This is a genomic window from Streptococcus infantis, assembly GCF_001579645.1.
Lineage (GTDB): Bacteria > Bacillota > Bacilli > Lactobacillales > Streptococcaceae > Streptococcus > Streptococcus infantis_E.
In genome coordinates, this window is sequence record NZ_KQ970818.1 from 886,336 (window position 1) to 906,059 (window position 19,724).

The following is a 19,724-nucleotide window of genomic DNA, read 5'->3' on the forward strand; positions in this document are numbered from 1 at the left end:
CTTACCTCGTTGGTATTCTTCATAAATCTTGGTCAATTCGCGAACCAGAACTACTGGACGGTCACCATAAACTTCTAGCATATTTTCCAGTGTATCTGCTACACGGTGGGGCGATTCATAGAAAATCTGAGTTTCTGGATAAGCTTTTTTCGCTTCGAAAAACTGCTTTTGCTGGCCTGACTTTCGTGGTAGAAAACCATAAAAGATGTGGGGTTGGGGTGCCAAGCCGCTTGCAATTAAGGCAGAAATTCCTGCACTAGCTCCTGGAACTGTGACAACTGCAATATCTTCTTCAATGGCAGCCTTGACCAAATCATGCCCCGGGTCAGAAATACTAGGCATCCCTGCATCAGATACTTGGGCAAGATTTTGACCTTGCTTCAACAAACCAATCAAATCAGGAATTTTTTCCTTGGCATTGTGTTCGTGAAAACTGATTTGCTTGGTTGAGATCTCAAAATGCTTGAGCAAAAGTCCAGTATTACGAGTATCTTCTGCCGCGATCCAGTCGACCTCTTTCAAGGTCTGAATGGCGCGAAAAGTCATATCATCTAGATTACCAATCGGCGTTGCGACTAGATAAAGCTTGCCATAGGGAGATTGTCCCTTAAAACTCTTTTGAATCTGCATACTTACTCCCTAAACAACAGTTCATCACAGAACATACATTCTGCATCTTGCTCCCGACGTTGACCATAAAAGTCACGGCAAACATGAAAACCGTCCTCATAAATGCGACGGACATTTTCCCTCACATGTTTCGTTTTGGCTGGTGCTGTCTCCTCAACCTCTCCCAAACGTTCTCTCAGTTTATCATTTTCTAAACGAAGAGCTGTATTTTCCTCTACCAAACTCTTGAGATTTTTCTTGATAGCTTCGACGTCTGCCAAGGTTACCAACAATTGCTGTGAAAAGTCATCTAAAGCATCAAATAATTCTTTTTTATTCATTACAGCCCTTTCTATAATCTATCTTTACTTTAAATTTTTTTGTAAAACCAGGTATTCCAAAGCGTTTTGAAAGCTAACATTGGCCCGCCACATTTTTCGAGTTTGGACGAGATTTTGCAAAATATTCCGAGCTGAAACATTGAGAATCTCTTGACCAGCTAGTACCTCTAAAATCCTGAGCACTTGATCTTGCTTTTCTTTATCATCAGCCAGACTCGTTAATTTCGCAACTTGCAAATAGGATTCTTTTTTATGGGCCAAAAGCCAAGCAAAGAGGCGTTCACTTTCATCTACTAATGTCCAAAATCCTGCTTGATGGACAAGCTTATCAGCCTCTCCCTGCGATTGACTATACTGAGCCAATAGCTTAGCTTTATTTTTTACTAAACCAGCCTCTTCAAGCTGTGACATTAAAGTAGAGACTTGCTTCTTAAATTGGAAAATCTGTGTCCGACTTCGAATCGTTGGTAACATCTGTTCCTCATCATCGGTCAAAAAGAAAATATAAATCTCACTTTGTGGCTCTTCAATAACCTTCAAGAGTGAATTTGCAGCATTCACATGCATTTTTTCTGCTTGTTCGATAATAAAGACCTGACGTTGATTTTCAATACCAGACTGGGAAAATTGACCAACTAATTCTCGAATACGCTCTGTCTTAATGACTTGATTCAGAGGTTTAATTATGGTCACATCAGGAAACTCTTCCTGCTCAATCAATTTACAATTCCGACATTTTTCACAAGGGAAAATACCAGTTTTCTCACTACAAAAGAGACTTTTAGACAAGAAAAGGGCCATCTCTAAACTTCCAAAATTACCTGAAAAGAGATAGGCGTGATTGAGTTGCCCTTGCTCCAAGATATGAACAAAACGTTCAAATTGTAGAGGTTGACAAGCTCTTAATTGCTCTTGTTTCATCTCCTTAATCCCATCCTGTCAAAAAGTTGCTGCTGCGTATTTTCAATCACTTGATCAAGAGGTAGACTTGCATCAATTTTTACAATGCGGTCTGTTTCCTTTTCCAAAAGAGATAGATAACCTTGACGAACTTTTCGGTGTAGATCCAGACCTTCCATGTCCAAACGATTGACTTCCCGATTACTGTTGGCAGCAATACGTGCCAGTCCCTCTTCGACCTCAATATCAAAATAAAGAGTCAAATCAGGTTTCAGTCCATCAGTCGCAAATTCATTAAGCCAATCAATGGCATCGATATCTAAACCACGCCCAAAGCCCTGATAAGCAACAGAACTATCGATAAAGCGATCCATGATAACCAGTTTTCCAGCTGCAAGTGCTGGTAAGACCTTTTCCACCAAGTGTTGTCGACGACTAGCAATATAGAGGAGAAGCTCAGTCTTAGGATCCATTTCAGTATGACTAGGATCTAGGATAACTTCGCGAATTTTTTCTCCAATTAAGACCCCACCTGGTTCGCGCGTTGTTAAAACTTCCACTCCCCTATCCTCTAATACAGGGATTAGGGCTTCAAGAACGCTTGTTTTTCCTGCTCCCTCTGGTCCCTCAAGAGAGATTAAAAATCCTTTTGACATGTCTGACTCATTTCTATTTTTCTCTCTTCTATTCTATCAAAAAAATGGGGATTTGTGAAAAGCTTTTTTCATTTCCTTCTTTGTAAGAAAAAAAGAGTGTGAGTTTTAACGCTCACCTCTTATTTGCCTAATTCTTGAGTTTTTTTGTAGGCTTGGTTGACAGCATCCATAACGGTTCCTCTAAAAGCATGTTCTTCTAGACTTGCTACACCAGCAATGGTTGAACCACCTGGACTGCAAACTTGGTCTTTCAAGACTCCAGGATGTTGCTGACTTTCTAGGACCATTTGACCTGCACCAACTACTGTTTGAGCCGCCATTTTCAGAGCCGTTTCTCGTGGCAATCCTGTCTGAACACCTGCATCCGCCAAAGCTTCGATAAATAGATAAACAAAGGCTGGTCCACAGCCTGCAAGTCCTGTTGCTGCATCTATTAAACCATCACTTATTTCAACCAACTGCCCTGCATTGGCTAAAAGTTGACAGAAAAGTTCACTGTCTTCTGGATGACAATTTGCAGACAAGGCATAACTAATCACTCCTTGCCCAATAGCAACAGGTGTATTAGGCATGATGCGAATAATTCGGTGCTGACTTGGAAGAAGACTAGCGAGTTTTTCCAAGGTCAAACCAGCTGCCATGGAAATCAAAAGAAGACTTTCTCGTTTCTCAAGGATTGACTGATATTGAGTAAGCAGTTCAGAAAATTGAGCTGGCTTTACTCCTAGAAAAATCACATCTGCTTCTGCAAAGATTTCGTCATTACTAGAAGCCAGACCACCATAATTGGAAATAAAAGCATCTACTTTTGCTTGACTACGATTAGCAAGGAGAATCTGATGACTCGTTTTTGCCTGCAAGACAGCCTTAGCCAAACTAGCTCCCATATTCCCCAAGCCGATAAATCCAATCTTCATCTCTTTACTCCCTTATCTGTCCATCACCAGTAACCACATATTTGTAGCTGGTCAATTCCTTCAAGCCCATTGGACCACGCGCATGCAATTTCTGAGTAGAAATCCCCATTTCACATCCTAGACCGAATTGGCCACCATCTGTGAAACGAGTCGACGCATTGACATAAACCGCTGCCGAGTCCACTTGACCTGTAAAGTAAGCTATAGCATCAGCATTTTCAGTCACAATCGCATCCGAATGATGGGTGCTGTGGGCTTCGATATGCTCTACAGCTTCCTCAAGACTAGAAACTACTTTAACAGCTAAGACATAGTCTAAAAACTCAGTGTCAAAGTCTTGAGCCACTGCTGCTTGTCCAGAAATAAATCGACTAGCTTTCTCATCTAGACGCAATTGAATCGGTTCAAAACCAACTTCTTTTCGATCGGTAACTAGAACTTGCTCCAAACGAGGAAGGAAGCTTGCTGCCTTGTCTTGATGAACAAGCAGCACTTCCATGGCATTGCAGACTGAAGGGCGACTAGTTTTAGCGTTATTGATAATAGACAGTGCCTTGTCTTCATCCGCATCTTTGTCAACGTAGACATGAACAATCCCTGTACCTGTTTCGATAACTGGCACAATAGCATTCTCAACGACAGCATTAATCAAACCAGCACCTCCGCGAGGAATAAGCAGATCTAGATAACCCTTAGCCTTCATCATGGCATAACTACTTTCACGACTGGTATCTTCTACTAATTGAATGACGTCTGGATGAATGGTGGTAGTCTCCAAGCCCTTCTTCAAGGCTGTAACAATAGCATGAGCTGTTTGGTAGGCATCCTTACCGCTACGAAGAACAACCGCATTTCCACTCTTGAGAGCAAGGGCAGCTGCATCAGAAGTCACATTTGGACGACTTTCATAGATAATACCGATAACACCCATAGCCACACGCTTCTTAGTAATGACCAAACCATTTTCAAGCTGACTTCTTTCTAGGACTTCACCGATTGGATCTGGTAAAGCAACCACATCACGAATGCCTGTTGCCATCGCTTGGATACGACTTGCATCCAAATAAAGACGATCGAGCATAACATCTGATATTTTACCCTTTGCTGCTTCCATATCACGAACATTAGCTGATAAAATCTCTTCAGTAGCTGCCAATAAGTGATCGGCCATAGCTAGCAAGGCTTGGTTTTTTACTGTTTCACTAGCAGTATTGATGGTTTTTTTAACTGCCTGTACCAGTTCAAATTGTTCTTGTGTACTTACCATAGTTTACCTCTAAAATTCTGTAAAGAGTAGTTGGATTTCAGGAGTGATAGAAATCCAGTCATCACGATGAATCAGAACTCCCTTGGCTTTTTGAGAACGAAGGACATCTTTGAGCCCCGATGCACCTAGTTGCACTCTACCTTTTCCAAGTGATTTTCCAGTTTCCTTATCAAATACCGTTACAATATCACCATAAGAAAAATTGCTCTCAACATCTACAACCCCTGATAAAAGAAGACTCTTTCCATGTTGAGAGAGGGCTTCTGCCGCCCCTTTATCAACCCAAATTGCTCCCTGACTTTTGGCATAAAAGGCTAGCCATTGTTTCTGGGTACGAAGTCCCTTTTCTTGTGCAACAAAGAAAGAACCATCCAAAGTCTTCTCTGCCGCCTCTATCATAGTATCAGCTTTCAAGGATGAACAAATATAAACCGGTACTCCTGACTCTGTCGCAATGGTCGCTGCCTTTATCTTAGTCAGCATTCCACCAGTTCCATTAGATGATCCTGATCCACCAGCCATATCAATAATTTCACGATTGATGGTCTCAATTCTCTCCAGACGTTTAGCTCTTGGATCCGAGTTAGGATTACCAGTATAAAGACCGTCTACATCTGTTAAGAGGACCAAAAGATCTGCCTGCACCATTGCTGCAACCTGGGCACTAAGTGTATCATTATCTCCGACCTTGAGCTCATCAATAACGACACTGTCATTTTCATTGATAATAGGAATCGCGCCACGATTGAGAAGAACAGATAAAGCTTGATGGGCATTTTTATAACGTCGCTTATCGACAAAATCATCCTGAGTTAGCAAGATTTGCGCTGAAACAATCTGTCTTAAGAGCAAATTTGTTGTATATTCTTCCAGAAGCAATCCTTGACCAACCGCCGCTGAAGCTTGCTTATCCGCAATCTTGGTCGGTCGTTTTTTAAATCCTAAGGCTCCAAAACCTGCTGCAACAGCCCCAGAAGACACCAAAATCAGCTCATGACCTGCTTCATGCAGCATTGCAAGCTGTTGTGTGATTGCTTTTACTTTACTGCGAGATAAACTTCCATCCTTATGTGTCAGGGATGAAGTTCCCACTTTAAATACGATACGCTTGTACTTCATATTTTTCTCCAAATTTAATATTTAACCATTTTACCATGATTTTATGAAATTGTAAAAAAGGAACTCACTCACTTATGATCGCAAAAAAAGAACCTTGCATAGCAAGATTCTTTTAATGTCTGACTTAAATAATTGTTCTTCTGGGAACTAAATCGAATTAAGCTTCGATTTCTGTAACCATACCTGAACCAACAGTACGTCCACCCTCACGGATAGAGAATGTAGTACCTTGTTCTACGGCGATTGGGTGGATCAACTCAACGTCGATTGTCACGTTATCACCTGGCATTACCATTTCAGTACCTGCTGGAAGTTCGATTGAACCTGTAACGTCAGTAGTACGGAAGTAGAATTGTGGGCGGTAGTTGTTGAAGAATGGAGTGTGACGTCCACCTTCTTCTTTAGTAAGGATGTAAACTTCACCTTTGAATTTAGTGTGTGGGTTGATTGAACCTGGTTTAGCGATAACTTGTCCACGTTCGATTTCGTCACGTTGAACACCACGAAGAAGGACACCTACGTTATCTCCTGCAAGACCTTCGTCAAGTTGTTTACGGAACATTTCAACACCAGTAACAACTGCTTTTGAAGTTTCTTCTTTGATACCAACAATTTCGATTTCATCGTTGACACGAACAGTACCACGGTCGATACGTCCTGAAGCAACTGTACCACGTCCAGTGATTGAGAATACGTCCTCGACTGGAAGAAGCAATGGTTTGTCAGTGTCACGTTCTGGTTCTGGAATGTACTCATCAACAGTGTTCATCAATTCCATGATGATGTCTTCGTATTTAGAGTCACCTTCAAGAGCTTTAAGAGCTGAACCTTGGATAACTGGAAGATCGTCACCTGGGAAGTCGTATTCTGAAAGAAGGTCACGGATTTCCATTTCAACCAATTCAAGCAATTCTTCGTCGTCAACCAAGTCGATCTTGTTCATGAAGACGATAAGGTGTTTAACACCAACCTGACGTGAAAGAAGGATGTGCTCACGAGTTTGTGGCATTGGTCCGTCAGTTGAAGCTACTACAAGGATAGCTCCGTCCATTTGAGCGGCACCAGTGATCATGTTTTTAACGTAGTCCGCGTGTCCTGGAGCGTCGATGTGAGCATAGTGACGTTTTTCAGTTTCGTACTCAACGTGCGCAGTGTTGATAGTGATACCGCGTTCGCGTTCTTCTGGAGCAGCATCGATAGACGCATAGTCTTTAGGTTGGTTAACTGCTGAAGGCAAGCGACGTGCCAAAACAGTTGTGATAGCTGCAGTTAGGGTAGTTTTACCGTGGTCAACGTGTCCGATAGTACCAATGTTAACGTGTGGTTTACTACGATCGTATTTTTCTTTTGCCATTTGAGTAAAAGCCTCCAATAAAATATATTTTATAGATAGACAGTAGGCAATACAGTCTAACTTTCCTTAATATTTTATCAAATTTCAGCTAAATTGCAAGTGTTTTACAAAGTTTTTGTGAATTATTCTTATTCTCGCTCTACTTCCTCTACCAATTTGTTAAAAATATCGAGAAATAGGCTTATTTTATCAAAAGGCAATCGACCAGAAATCGATACAGCATGTCTGGATTTCCTATGCCTAGCCTACGAGACTTCAATAATTCAGTAGTTTAGAAAAAGTTGTATAGAAAAAATTATAGTTTCATCATAAGAGATTAGAGAGTTTAAAAAACAATATAAAATTCAATTGACTGTCAAGTCAAAGGTATATCAATCATTAAAAAACGAGGTCGGGATCTTTTATCCCGACATCTTTATTCTGATAAATGTTTTTCAACTTCTTGTGCTTCCTTATGATTTTCATACAGTCGCGCTAAGAATTTAGCAATCTCTTTTAAAATGGAATAGGTTGGGACAGCAACAATCATTCCAATCACACCGTAAATATTACTTGATAATAAAAGCAAGACTAAAATAGTAATCGGGTGAACCTTCATAACTCCACCCACGATACGTGGATATAAAATATTTCCATCAACTTGCTGAATAATCAACATATAAATGACAGCAATAATCATTTTATGAGGATCGGTGAAGAGATTTGAGATGATCATTGGAATCAAGCCAATGCTTGGTCCTACATACGGGATCAAATTAGCCAATCCAGAAAAAATGGCGAAGACCAAGGCATATCTTAGACCAATCACACTATAACCGATAAAAGCTAAACATCCAATAATAACTGCATCTATAGACACTCCACTAATGTAACGAGAAATAGTTGTATTTAGGTTTGTCAATAAACCAGATATGTTCAATTTATCTCGTTTTAATACAGTTCTTTCTAGCATGGGTAAAAATTTATGTCCATCAAGTAGGAAGTAAATCAAGAAGACTGGTGTCATGATGATAATCAATACAGTGCTTACGAGTGCAGAGAGAACACTGCCAACACTATTTGTCACACTGTTCAAGATATTTTGCAAAATATCAACATATGAGAGATTTAGTTGTTGAATAGTTTGTTGAATATCTAGATTTTGCAGGGCTGGATGTTTTGATAACTCAATGACTAAATCTTGAAGACGACCATAAATGTTTTGACTCGAGTAGATTAGGCTACTCAACTGATTAATCAAAATCGGTAGCAGATAGACAAAACTAAGTACGATTGCACAAATTAAGGCACAAAGGGTTAACAAAATCCCAATGATGCGATTGATTTTGCATTCCTTCTCTAAAAAGATAACAATTGGGTTGGTTAGATAATACAAAAATCCTCCCAATAAAAAAGGAATCATAATTGTATTTGCAACACTGACAAAGGGTGTAATAATAGCACCCATTTCTTTCCATAGATAGAAAATTAAGGTTATTAGTAGAATTTCAGTTGTCCAGAAGAATAGTTTGTTTCTCCGAAACATAGGCCACCTCCTCTTTTCCCTATTTTACCATATTTCAAAAAAGATTGATAACCTACATTATAAAAACAAGAATATTTTTTGTCTTTATGATAGAATACAATTACTATGAAGAAATTATTTTTAACACTATTAACACTTATTTCGTTTGGTTCCGCTACTACGGTTTTTGCCCAGGATTTTGATGTAGCAGCAAAACATGCCATTGCTGTTGAAGCTAATAGCGGTAAGATATTATACGAAAAGGATGCTACTCAACCTGTTGAAATTGCTTCTATTAGCAAATTGCTTACCGTATATCTCGTTTACGAAGCCTTGGAACAGGGGAAAATCTCTCTTTCTACTCCTGTAGAAATTTCTGATTACCCCTACCAGTTGACAACTAATTCTGCGGCAAGTAATGTTCCTATGGAAGCTAGAAATTACACTGTCGAAGAGTTACTAGAAGCGACTTTGGTATCTAGCGCTAACAGTGCTGCTATCGCTTTAGCTGAAAAAATTGCCGGTTCTGAGAAGGACTTTGTAGATATGATGAAGGCCAAACTACAAGAATGGGGGATTCAAGATGCTACACTCGTCAACACAACAGGGCTCAACAATGAAACTCTTGGAAATAATATCTATCCAGGATCTAAAAAAGATGATGAAAACAAATTGAGCGCTTATGATGTTGCTGTCGTTGCTCGCAATCTCATCCTCAAGTATCCTCAAGTCTTAGAAATCACAAAGAAACCTTCTTCTACTTTTGCAGGGATGACCATTCATTCTACCAACTATATGTTAGAGGGAATGCCTGCCTATCGTGGTGGTGTTGATGGACTTAAAACTGGTACGACTGATAAAGCTGGAGCATCCTTTGTAGGTACGACTGTAGAAAAAGGAATGCGTATTATCACAGTTGTCTTAAACGCTGACAACCAAGATACCAATCCATATGCACGCTTTACAGCTACTTCTTCTATTTTAGATTACATCTCATCAAACTTTGCTCTTCAGACAATCGTCAAACAAGGGGAAAGTTACGAAGATAGTAAATCGCCTGTATTAGATGGGAAGGAAGATACAGTTACAGCTGTCGCAAAAGAAGATATCAAAATAGTACAACGTCTGGGTAGTCGTACACAATCAACTATTACTTACACAGCGGACACGACTGAACACACTGCTCCACTAGAGGCAGGAACTGTTGTTGGACATTTGACTTATGAAGACAAGGATCTAGTTGGTCAAGGATACATTACAACTGACAAACCTAGTTTTGAGATGGTCGCAGAAAAAAATGTCGAAAAAGCTTTCTTCTTAAAGATTTGGTGGAATCGATTTGTTCAATTCGTAAATGAAAAGTTATAAAAATTACTAGAATTCAAGGTTCAGATTGAAGAAAAAGTCCATTTTGGATAATTTTCTTCAATCTTTTTTATTAGGGAAAATAAAAAACTCTTAAAAATAGCATTTTCTCAGCATTTCTAAGAGTTTTCACTATATGGTAGCCAACCATCCTATAAGCCTATAAGGACAATTTTTCAATTACAGATAGGCTGTTATCTACGTTCTAAATCATGGCAATTCAAGATTTTTTCTTTATTCATTTTCAGCTACAGTCGAATGGTTATATCCATAAACAAAGTAAATTACAATTCCTATTAATAAAGCAAGGCCAAATGCCATCCATGTTTCAAGGGTATACTGAAGCATGAATGAGAGGCAAATCAGAATAGACAAGATTGGTAAAAAAGGAACCAGGGGAGTTTTAAATTCTCCCTCTTTGGGCATACCCTTATCTTTTCTCAATTTGATAATTCCATAGGCTAAGAGAATAAGATAGGCTAAAGTACAGATATTGAGAAAGGCTGCGATACTTGCCAGAGGGAAGATCCCAGCTGCTATCGCTGAAACTCCACCTGTCAAAATGGTTGCATTCTTTGGAACGCGACTAGTCTTGGTTACTTGTTTGAAGCTTTGAGGTAATAGTCCATCTCGGGCCAAGCTATAAATCATTCGTGACAAGGCATAGGTCATGGAAATACATACCGTAATCAAGGTAAAAATTGCAACAAGTGAAACATAATTAGCTGCCCAACCAATACCAATACTTCTAAGAGCAAAAGCCACTGCATCATCAACATTGAGCTTGCTATAGTGAACGATACCTGTCAATATCAAGGTAACCAAGGCATACAGAATGGTTACAATGGTTAAGGATAAAACAATCCCACGTGGAATATTCTTTTGTGGGCTTTGAATTTCATCAACTGCCATAGAAATGGACTCAAAACCTAAGAATCCAAAGAACATGAGTGAAGCACCTGCCATAATTCCAGTGCTTCCTCCATAAATCTGACCAAAACCAAATGGTGCAAAATCTGACCAATTTTCAGGTTTAATGTACCAAATACCAACCAGGATAAATAAGGCAAGAGCAGAAAATTTTAAAACAACAAGAATAGAATTAAAACGAAGAGCTGCTTTCGAATTTAAAAGTACAACACCTGTAACAAGTAGAATTACTAAAATTGGTAAAAAATCAATATAAGTACCATGTTCAGGATTAAAAGTTCCATTCAAGACTTGTGGCAAGGAAATTCCATAATGACTTAGCAAACCTTTAAAATAGGCTGCCCAACCAGAGGCAACACCTGAAACTGCTGTCATAAATTCCATAATGGTTAACCAACCAGCTATCCAAGCTGGAAATTCACCCAAAATTGCATATAAATAACTATATGCTCCACCCGTTGCAGGAACACGAGAGGCAAATTCTGCGAAAAAGAGGGCGGATAAGGACACACAAATCGCAGAAATCACGATAGATACAACAAGAGCAGGCCCTGCTAGTGTTGCTGCAGCTGTTCCTGTAATGGTGAAAATACCAGTTCCCACCATAGCACCAATTCCCAAAAGAATTAAATCCCATAGTTTTAAATGACGATGCATTTCTGTTTTACCTAGACTAACGTCCTTGGTTCTAAAAATATTCATAATTCATCTCCAAATTTATAAGATTGTATTATTTTATCATATATAAGGATTTTTGTGAATATTTATTAGCCTCATAAACCAAAAAAACTGAGAGTGGGACAGAAATCGGTAATTCGTTAGAATACGATTTCGTCGTCCCACCTCCGCACAGTTGAGTAAGGATGTAAAAGCTGATGAAATAAGCGTAGTAGAGCCCACTCAACCACTGCGTCTTGCTCGACAATCCAAAGCCAATTAAGAGGCTAGGACTTTTGTCCCAGCCTCAGTTTTTCTTTATAAAAATTATCCAACTGATCCTTCCATTTCGTAGCTAATCAAGCGGTTCAGCTCAACTGCATATTCCATTGGAAGTTCTTTGGTGAAGGGCTCCACAAATCCCATGACAATCATCTCTGTTGCCTCGGATTCTGACAATCCACGACTCATGAGGTAATACAATTGTTCTTCTGAAATCTTAGAAACCTTAGCTTCGTGTTCCAAAGCTACTTGCGAGTTGTGGATTTCATTAAACGGAATAGTATCTGATGCTGACAAGTCATCCATGATAATGGTGTCACACTCGATGTGAGAAACAGATTTCTTAGAGTTTTTATTAAAGGTTACTTGTCCACGGTAGTCTACCTTACCTCCACCTTTTGCAATAGACTTAGACACGATAGACGAACTGGTATGTGGAGCGTTGTGGATCATCTTGGCACCAGTATCCTGATGTTGCCCTGCATTAGCAAAGGCAATAGAAAGCATGGTTCCACGCGCCCCTTCTCCATCAAGGTAAACAGATGGATATTTCATAGTTGTTTTGGCACCCAAGTTCCCATCAATCCACTCAACTGTCGCATCTTTCAAAGCTTTAGCACGTTTTGTTACCAAGTTATAGACGTTATCAGACCAGTTTTGGATGGTTGTATAACGCATGTAAGCTCCATCCAAAGCAAAGATTTCGACAATAGCAGCATGCAGGCTGTTGCTTGAATAAGTTGGTGCTGTACATCCTTCAACGTAGTGGACACTTGCTCCCTCATCAACGATAATTAAGGTACGTTCAAACTGACCAGTATTTTCGTTGTTGATACGGAAGTAAGTTTGAAGTGGAATATCAACCTTGATACCTTTTGGTACGTAGATAAAGGTTCCACCTGACCACACTGCTGAGTTGAGGGCTGCCAACTTGTTATCTGTCGGCGGAACCAACTTCGCAAAGTATTGTTTAAACAAGTCTGGGTATTCTTTGAGGGCAGAATCTGTATCTGTAAAGATAATTCCTAACTTCTCAAATTCTTCCTTCATGTTATGGTAAACTACTTCTGACTCATACTGGGCAGAGGCACCTGCTAGATAAGCACGCTCAGCTTCCGGAATCCCGATACGTTCAAAGGTTTCTTTAATCTTTTCAGGAACTTCATCCCAAGAACGGGCTGGTTTATCAGATGGTTTTTGGTAATAGATCAAGTCATCAAAGTCAATCTCTGACAAGTCTGCTCCCCAAGTTTGCATGGGCATTTTTTTGAAGGTTTCATAAGACTTCAAACGGAATTCTAACATCCACTCAGGTTCTCCCTTGGCAGCTGATAGTTCACGAATGACATCTTCATTCAATCCTTTTCCTGTCGATAGGACAGGTTCTACATCGTCATGGAAACCAAATTTATATTCACCAAGGTCAATTGGTTTTGGTTCTACTCTTTCTTCAGCCATAATATCCTTTCTTTCATTCTTTAATTCTAACGATTCATAAGACAAAAGAAACTTGTCTTATTTGTTTTCTTGATTTTCTATTGTTTTCTTAAGGGCGTTCCAAGCGAGGGTTGCGCACTTGATCCGTTGAGGGAACTTAGCAACACCTGATAAGAAAGCTGCGTCTCCAAGCTCGTCTTGACGCTCATCTTTTTGTCCTTGGACCATTTCAGAAAAGATAGTCGCAAGTTCTAAGATTTCTTGTTTGGTTTTTCCTAAAACGGCATCTGTCATCATACTTGCAGAGGCAGTTGAGATGGTACAGCCTGAATTTAGAAAAGCGATATTTTCTAAACGATCCTCTGCATCAAACTTGACAGAGAGATTGATGACATCTCCACAGGTTGGATTGTTGAGACTGATTTGCTCAGCGTCTTCCAACTTTCCTTGGTGATGAGGATTTTTCGAATGGTCTGCTACCACTGCCATATAGAGGCTATCTAGTTTAGAAAGTGCCATTGAAAAACTCCTTTGTCTTTTGTAAAGCATCGACTAGCTTGTCGCAATCTGCCTTGGTATTGTAGATATAAAAACTTGCACGAGCTGTTGCTGGGACATCCAAATACTGGAGCAAGGGTTGCGCACAATGGTGACCTGCACGAACTGCAACACCTTCATAATCCAAAGCAGTCGCAAGGTCGTGAGGATGGATATCCTCTAGGTTAAAGGCAATGACACCTGAACGTTGAGCCAAATCTTGCGAACCGTATATGGTCAATCCTTCAATTGCTTGTAATTTTGGAAAGACATATGCAATCAATTCCTGTTCGTGGGCTTCAATGGCATCCATGCCAATGTTTTCTAAATAATCCACTGCAGCAGCAAGTCCGATAGCACCTGCCATGTTAGGAGTTCCAGCCTCGAATTTCCAAGGCAATTCCTTCCAGCTAGCAGACTGCTCATAAACGAAATCAATCATTTCACCGCCAAATTCTACTGGTGACATTTGCTCTAGATACTTTTCTTTGCCGTAAAGAACACCGATACCAGTCGGACCAGCCATCTTGTGACCTGAAAAAGCAAAGAAGTCTACATCTAAGTCCTGAACATCAATCTTCATATGAGGTGTAGACTGAGCGCCATCCACCACCATAATGGCTCCAACTTGATGAGCCAATTGAGTGATTTCTTTGATAGGATTGACCACACCAAGAACATTTGAGGCGTGAGCTAGCGAAACAAACTTAACCTTAGCGGTCAATTTAGAACGCAAATCATCCATATCTAGAGCCCCATCCTTGAGATAGACATAGACAAGCTCAGCCCCAGTCTTGCGGCAGGCTTCTTGCCAAGGAATGATATTGGAATGGTGTTCCATGATAGAAATCAAGACCTGGTCACCCTCAGTCAAGATTTCTTCAGCATAACGTGCTACCCAATTAAGACTAGTAGTCGTTCCTCTGGTAAAGAGCACTTCCTTTGTTGAAGGTGCATTGATGAACTTCCGAATAGTTTCACGAGCAGCTTCATAGGAAGCTGTAGCCCGTTCCGCCAAGGTATGAACTCCACGGTGAACATTGGCATTATCCCGTTCATAGTAGCGATTAATCGTTTCCAGAACTGCTAGTGGTTTTTGTGTTGTCGCAGCGTTGTCCAAATAGACCAAAGGTTCATCATTGACGATTTGGTCTAAAATTGGAAAATCCTTGCGAATCACTTCTACATCTAACATAGGCCTCCCCTTAGCGTTTTGACAATTTTTCTTCGATTGTCGCAATCATTTCATCACGAACTTCCTTGACAGGGATCTCAACGATAACGGATCCAAGGAAACCACGAACAACCAAACGTTCTGCAGTTGCCTTGTCCAGTCCTCGGCTCATGAGGTAGTACATGTCTTCTGGATCAACTTGACCAATAGAAGCCGCGTGACCTGCAGTGACATCATTTTCATCAATTAAAAGAATTGGGTTGGCATCGGAACGCGCTTGGTCAGAAAGCATAAGAACACGGCTTTCTTGTTGGGCATCTGCTCCCTTAGCACCCTTAATAATGTGGCCAATACCATTGAAGGTCAAAGTTGCTTTTTCAAGAATAACACCATGTTGGAGGATATTACCGATAGAGTTGCAACCATAGTTAGTTACTCGAGTATCAATTCCCTGTACCTGACGGCCACTTGAAAGTGCTACGACCTTGAGGTCTGCATGGCTACCATTCCCAAGTAAGTCACTATCAAAGTCAGCAACCACGTTTCCTTCGTTCATGACACCAATTGCCCAGTCAATGCTTGCATCGTTGCCTAATTTACCACGACGGCTAATGTAGGCAGTGACATTTTCGCCTAGACGGTCGATAGCCGCAAATTTCACTTGCGCACCTGAACGTGCAATCACTTCAACTGTGATATTGGCAGTTGCCTTAGCACTAGCTCCCCCACGTGACTCTAGACGTTCAAGATAGCTAATTTTAGAATTTTTACCAGCAATGATCAAAATATGCTTGTTAAATGGCACATCACTATCACTATCTTGGTAGAAAATTCCTTCGATTGGTTCAGCAATCTCAACATTATCAGGAATGTAGAGAACAGCACCACTGTTAAAATATGCTGTATGGTAGGCTGCCAACTTATCATCATCGTATTTCACTGATGACATGAAAAATTCTTCTATAAGTTCTGGAATTTCTTCTAAAGCTGAGTGGAAGTCTGTAAAGACCACTCCTTGTTCAGCCAACTCAACTGGAGTTTGTTCAAAAACAGTCTGGGTTCCTACTTGCACCAACTTCAAGTGATTGTCTAGAGCAGTGAAGTCAGGTACATTTGCTGACGGTTCACTTTCTGTAATAGTTCCATCACCCAGATTCCAACGGTGAAATTTGACACGCTCAATAACTGGTAATTCTAAACTTTCAATCTTGTCAAAAGCTTTTTGACGGAGGTCAGCCAACCAGCTTGGTTCAGCGTGCATTTCTGAAAAAAGTTTAATAGTTTCTTTAGTCATTTACTTCTCCTAAAAGATACGAGGGAATTACAATTCTTCCTTGTAGTCATAGCCAAGTTCTTCAGCTAATTTTGCGTATCCTTCACGTTCCAAACGTGCAGCCAATTCTGGACCACCAGAAAGAACAACACGACCTTCCATCATAACGTGTACCACGTCTGGCGTAATGTAGTTCAAGAGACGTTGGTAATGAGTAATAATCATAGCACCAAAGCCTTCACCACGCATAGCATTAACCCCTTTAGATACTACTTTAAGAGCGTCAATATCAAGACCTGAGTCAATCTCATCAAGAAGTGCGAAAGTTGGTTCCAACATCAAGAGTTGAAGAATTTCATTGCGTTTTTTCTCACCACCAGAGAAACCTTCATTGAGGTAACGCTCTGCCATTTCTTCTTTCATGTTGAGCAATTCCATTTTTTCGTCTAGCTTAGTGATAAACTCACGCACTGAAATCTTCTCATCATCTTCTTTACCAGCATTCATAGCTGCACGAAGGAATTCTGCATTGGTAATTCCTGGAATTTCTGATGGGTATTGCATAGCTAGGAAAAGTCCCATACGTGCACGCTCATCCACTTCCAACTCAAGGATATTTACACCGTCAAACAAGACTTCACCTTTAGTGACTTCATAGTTTGGGTTTCCCATAATAGCAGCTGAAAGAGTAGACTTACCAGTACCATTTGGGCCCATGATAGCGGCAATTTCTCCTGTTTTAAGAGTCAGGTTAACCCCTTTTAAAATTTCTTTTCCTTCGATTTCAACGTGAAGATCTTTGATCTCTAATACTGACATGATAATTCCTTTCTTTTCAATCCGTTTTATCATTTTCGCTAGAAAATTGTCCTTAGTTTTCTAGTAAAAAACGATAAAATATCAATAAATATACTTTAATAGTATAACAAAAAAAAGCCTAAAAGGCTTTAATTTTGTCTAGAAGCTGAGGGTTACTTCTTTCCACGAAAATGGTCATCTATAGCGTTCACAATTTTACCCATAATATAGCTGACTCTAAAATTTCTTAGGATTAAAATAGCCCAAAGCAAGGCCACGATATACCGTTGCTCCATGATGGATTCATTAAAGAAATAAGTCTCGGCAGCAGTAAATAAGGCCATAATTATAAATTGTTGTCTGTTCATCGTATTATGTTACAAAATCCTTTTAATCTTCTGCTATGGTCACTTTATCTGCTAGAAATTCAAATCCTTGAGGAAGGACAGATTCTTCAACTTCTTCCTTAACCGGTTGACCTTGAGACGATTTAGCCTTCGCTGAGAAATCAGCTCTGACTTCTTTCCACTCTTCCATGGAAATAGCAAGAATCTCTGGTGAAAATCCCGCTGCTTGACTGAGGATATTGCCAAACATGGTGTTGAGATTATCACGCTTCATGGTCTGCCCAGCATTAAAGTTAGATTCAAATGCAAGAATGGCATGGTGCTCATTAGCCGCAACAGGTTGAGAACCAACTAAAAGCGCCTTATCTGGACCTGACAAGCTTTCAATAACTTCTCCCCAAGCATTTTGAAGACGGATTAAATTTTGACGGGCTAAATCAGGATTTTCAACAGCTTCTTGAAGAATAGACTGAACCTTATTGCGATCTACGCGATAAATTGACTTGCTGTTAACTGGACGACTCGGTGTTGGTGTAGTCTGCTTAGGACTCATGTTAACATTTGCTAGGGCCTGTTTCAATCGTGCAACTTCTTCTCTAAGTGAGGCTAATTCTCCACTTGTATCATCTGATAATGTTGGTTTTGAATCTATCTCTGCCAAACGAATGGTCATCATTTCAGCATAAATCTTAGGTTGTAGGCTAGCCTTGATATCAGCTAAACTACTTGTCGCAATTCCAATCATTTCAAACAAAACAGCCTGTGAAAGACCTAGGTTATCCTTAAAGAGATCACTATGGTGAGTATCCTCCCCACCAGTTTGGACAATCAAAATATCCCGAAGATACTGCAACAAATCTGTTACAAATCGTGTCATGCTTTTTCCGTTATCAAAAATCAAATTAAGATTTTCCAAAGCACGAGTCACATCTTTTTGTGCCAAGGTAGCTACATAATTATCCAAAGCACTTAGACTAATAGTCCCGGTAATTTCCTCAGAAACAACTGTTGTTAATCTAGCATCTTGAGTCAAGCTCAATGCTTGGTCTAAAATGGACAAAGCATCCCGCATACCACCTTCTGCTCTACGAGCGATAATCTCAACAGCTTCAGTTTCATAGGTAATCCCTTCCTTTTCTAAAATATGGAAGATATGATCTCGAATATCCTGAGTTCTAATAGATTTGAACTCGAAGCGTTGAACACGAGACAAAATAGTTGCAGGAATCTTATGAAGCTCTGTTGTTGCTAGGATAAAAACAACATTAGGAGTTGGTTCTTCAAGAGTTTTCAAAAGGGCATTGAAGGCTCCTGTTGAAAGCATATGAACCTCATCAATGATATAGACCTTATACTGAGCTATACTTGGAGCATAGGTTGATTTATCGCGGATATCACGAATTTCATCCACTCCATTGTTAGAGGCCGCGTCCATTTCGATAACGTCTTCCAAGCTACCGTCTGTTACAGCTTGACAGATATAACAGTTATTGCAAGGTTCTCCTCCCTCTTGATTAGGGCAGTTCATAGCCTTGGCAAAAATTTTGGCTACACTGGTTTTTCCAGTTCCACGAGGCCCTGAAAATAGATAGGCATGGCTAATCTTTTCCTGCTCTACGGCTTGTTTCAGAGTTTTTGCAACAATTTCCTGACCTACTAACTGTGAAAATGTTTGACTTCTATATTTTCGATAAAGGGCCTGATACATTACGCTTTCTCCTCAAACATTGAAAAAATCCATTCGGTTTTCTCTAACAAAATAGCAACAAACTCTTCTAGATATTTCAGATCCAAGTCATCATAATCATCAACAAGAGATGAATCTAAATCTAGAACGCCCAGAAGACGTCCCTCTTTAACCATCGGCACAACAATTTCACTACGAGCACTACTATCACAAGAAATATAGTTTGGATAGGTTTTAACATCACCAACAATCACTGTTTGACGACTAGCTGCAGACTCTCCACAAACACCTTTTCCAAGAGCGATTCGTACACATGAAACTCCACCTTGAAAGGGTCCCAAGATCAGTTCATTCCCATCAAATAGATAGAAACCTGCAAAAACAGTATTGGGAAAACTTGTTTTTAGCAGAGCACTGGCATTTGATAGATTAGCCAACACATTGGGCTCTCCTTCTAAAAGATAAGAGAGCTGTTCATTTATTGTTTGATAAAGTGATTCTTTTTCTGAATATAACATAAAACCATTATATCAAAAAATGCTAGTAGAAAAAAGAAAAATCCCTTGTTTT

At 39.9% G+C, this 19,724-nt stretch carries 19 protein-coding genes; 1 reads left to right on the plus strand and 18 read right to left on the minus strand.

The genetic code is table 11. The features are described 5' to 3' along the window. The 9 genes from rsmI to SINDD18_RS04280 all read right to left on the minus strand — a co-directional run. A partial coding sequence (rsmI, locus tag SINDD18_RS04240; protein WP_241497333.1) for a 16S rRNA (cytidine(1402)-2'-O)-methyltransferase occupies positions 1-630 on the minus strand: 630 nt, incomplete at its 3' end. A 2-nt stretch (positions 631-632) separates the two neighbouring features. Next, entirely contained in the window at positions 633-950 is a 318-nt protein-coding gene (gene yabA, locus SINDD18_RS04245) for a DNA replication initiation control protein YabA (protein WP_001034369.1), read from the minus strand. Positions 951-974: 24 nt separating this feature from the next. After that, positions 975-1,871 (minus strand): DNA polymerase III subunit delta', encoded by an 897-nt coding sequence (locus tag SINDD18_RS04250; RefSeq protein WP_061863197.1) that lies wholly within the window; start codon positions 1,869-1,871, stop codon positions 975-977. Continuing rightward, positions 1,868-2,506 carry a dTMP kinase gene (gene tmk / locus SINDD18_RS04255; protein ID WP_061863198.1) on the minus strand — a complete coding sequence of 213 codons (639 nt, stop codon included), beginning with the start codon at positions 2,504-2,506 and terminating at the stop codon, positions 1,868-1,870. Before tmk ends, SINDD18_RS04250 begins: the two co-directional genes overlap by 4 nt. A 119-nt stretch (positions 2,507-2,625) precedes the next feature. Continuing rightward, positions 2,626-3,423: a pyrroline-5-carboxylate reductase gene (gene proC, locus SINDD18_RS04260; RefSeq protein WP_061863199.1), complete on the minus strand. Its 798-nt coding sequence runs from the start codon at positions 3,421-3,423 to the stop codon at positions 2,626-2,628. A gap of 4 nt (positions 3,424-3,427) precedes the next feature. Next, a complete protein-coding gene (locus tag SINDD18_RS04265) occupies positions 3,428-4,690 on the minus strand; it encodes a glutamate-5-semialdehyde dehydrogenase (RefSeq protein ID WP_061863200.1) in 1,263 nt (420 codons plus the stop codon). 9 nt (positions 4,691-4,699) lie between these two features. Beyond that, positions 4,700-5,809, minus strand: coding sequence for a glutamate 5-kinase (gene proB, locus SINDD18_RS04270; RefSeq protein WP_061863201.1), 1,110 nt, complete (start codon positions 5,807-5,809; stop codon positions 4,700-4,702). A gap of 157 nt (positions 5,810-5,966) precedes the next feature. After that, positions 5,967-7,163 carry an elongation factor Tu gene (gene tuf / locus SINDD18_RS04275; protein ID WP_004253262.1) on the minus strand — a complete coding sequence of 399 codons (1,197 nt, stop codon included), beginning with the start codon at positions 7,161-7,163 and terminating at the stop codon, positions 5,967-5,969. A gap of 415 nt (positions 7,164-7,578) precedes the next feature. Further along, positions 7,579-8,688, minus strand: a complete 1,110-nt coding sequence (locus SINDD18_RS04280; protein ID WP_061863202.1) for an AI-2E family transporter — start codon at positions 8,686-8,688, stop codon at positions 7,579-7,581. A gap of 105 nt (positions 8,689-8,793) precedes the next feature. On the opposite strand from SINDD18_RS04280, the gene pbp3 reads away from it, so the two are divergent. Beyond that, positions 8,794-10,035, plus strand: coding sequence for a D-alanyl-D-alanine carboxypeptidase PBP3 (gene pbp3 / locus SINDD18_RS04285; RefSeq protein ID WP_061863203.1), 1,242 nt, complete (start codon positions 8,794-8,796; stop codon positions 10,033-10,035). Positions 10,036-10,266: 231 nt separating this feature from the next. On the opposite strand, the gene SINDD18_RS04290 is transcribed toward pbp3, so the two are convergent. The 9 genes from SINDD18_RS04290 to SINDD18_RS04330 all read right to left on the minus strand — a co-directional run bounded on the left by SINDD18_RS04290 (position 10,267) and on the right by SINDD18_RS04330 (position 19,672). After that, the gene (locus tag SINDD18_RS04290; RefSeq protein WP_061863204.1) at positions 10,267-11,664 is read right to left on the minus strand and encodes an APC family permease; all 1,398 of its coding nucleotides are present in this window, start codon (positions 11,662-11,664) and stop codon (positions 10,267-10,269) included. 282 nt (positions 11,665-11,946) lie between these two features. After that, the gene (sufB, locus tag SINDD18_RS04295; protein WP_061863205.1) at positions 11,947-13,359 is read right to left on the minus strand and encodes a Fe-S cluster assembly protein SufB; all 1,413 of its coding nucleotides are present in this window, start codon (positions 13,357-13,359) and stop codon (positions 11,947-11,949) included. A 57-nt stretch (positions 13,360-13,416) separates the two neighbouring features. Next, the gene (gene sufU, locus SINDD18_RS04300; protein WP_061863206.1) at positions 13,417-13,857 is read right to left on the minus strand and encodes a Fe-S cluster assembly sulfur transfer protein SufU; all 441 of its coding nucleotides are present in this window, start codon (positions 13,855-13,857) and stop codon (positions 13,417-13,419) included. After that, a complete protein-coding gene (locus SINDD18_RS04305) occupies positions 13,844-15,070 on the minus strand; it encodes a cysteine desulfurase (protein WP_061863207.1) in 1,227 nt (408 codons plus the stop codon). Before SINDD18_RS04305 ends, sufU begins: the two co-directional genes overlap by 14 nt. Positions 15,071-15,080: 10 nt before the next feature. Next, positions 15,081-16,343 (minus strand): Fe-S cluster assembly protein SufD, encoded by a 1,263-nt coding sequence (sufD, locus tag SINDD18_RS04310; protein ID WP_061863208.1) that lies wholly within the window; start codon positions 16,341-16,343, stop codon positions 15,081-15,083. A gap of 27 nt (positions 16,344-16,370) precedes the next feature. Further along, complete coding sequence (sufC, locus tag SINDD18_RS04315) at positions 16,371-17,141, minus strand: Fe-S cluster assembly ATPase SufC (protein ID WP_000114489.1); 771 nt, start codon at positions 17,139-17,141, stop codon at positions 16,371-16,373. A gap of 152 nt (positions 17,142-17,293) precedes the next feature. Continuing rightward, positions 17,294-17,488 (minus strand): DUF3272 family protein, encoded by a 195-nt coding sequence (locus tag SINDD18_RS04320; RefSeq protein WP_001081607.1) that lies wholly within the window; start codon positions 17,486-17,488, stop codon positions 17,294-17,296. Between the two features lie 22 nt (positions 17,489-17,510). Then, positions 17,511-19,175, minus strand: coding sequence for a DNA polymerase III subunit gamma/tau (gene dnaX, locus SINDD18_RS04325; RefSeq protein ID WP_061863209.1), 1,665 nt, complete (start codon positions 19,173-19,175; stop codon positions 17,511-17,513). Continuing rightward, complete coding sequence (locus SINDD18_RS04330; protein WP_061863210.1) at positions 19,175-19,672, minus strand: GAF domain-containing protein; 498 nt, start codon at positions 19,670-19,672, stop codon at positions 19,175-19,177. The genes dnaX and SINDD18_RS04330 overlap by 1 nt, the downstream gene beginning before the upstream one ends. Positions 19,673-19,724 lie beyond the last annotated feature (52 nt).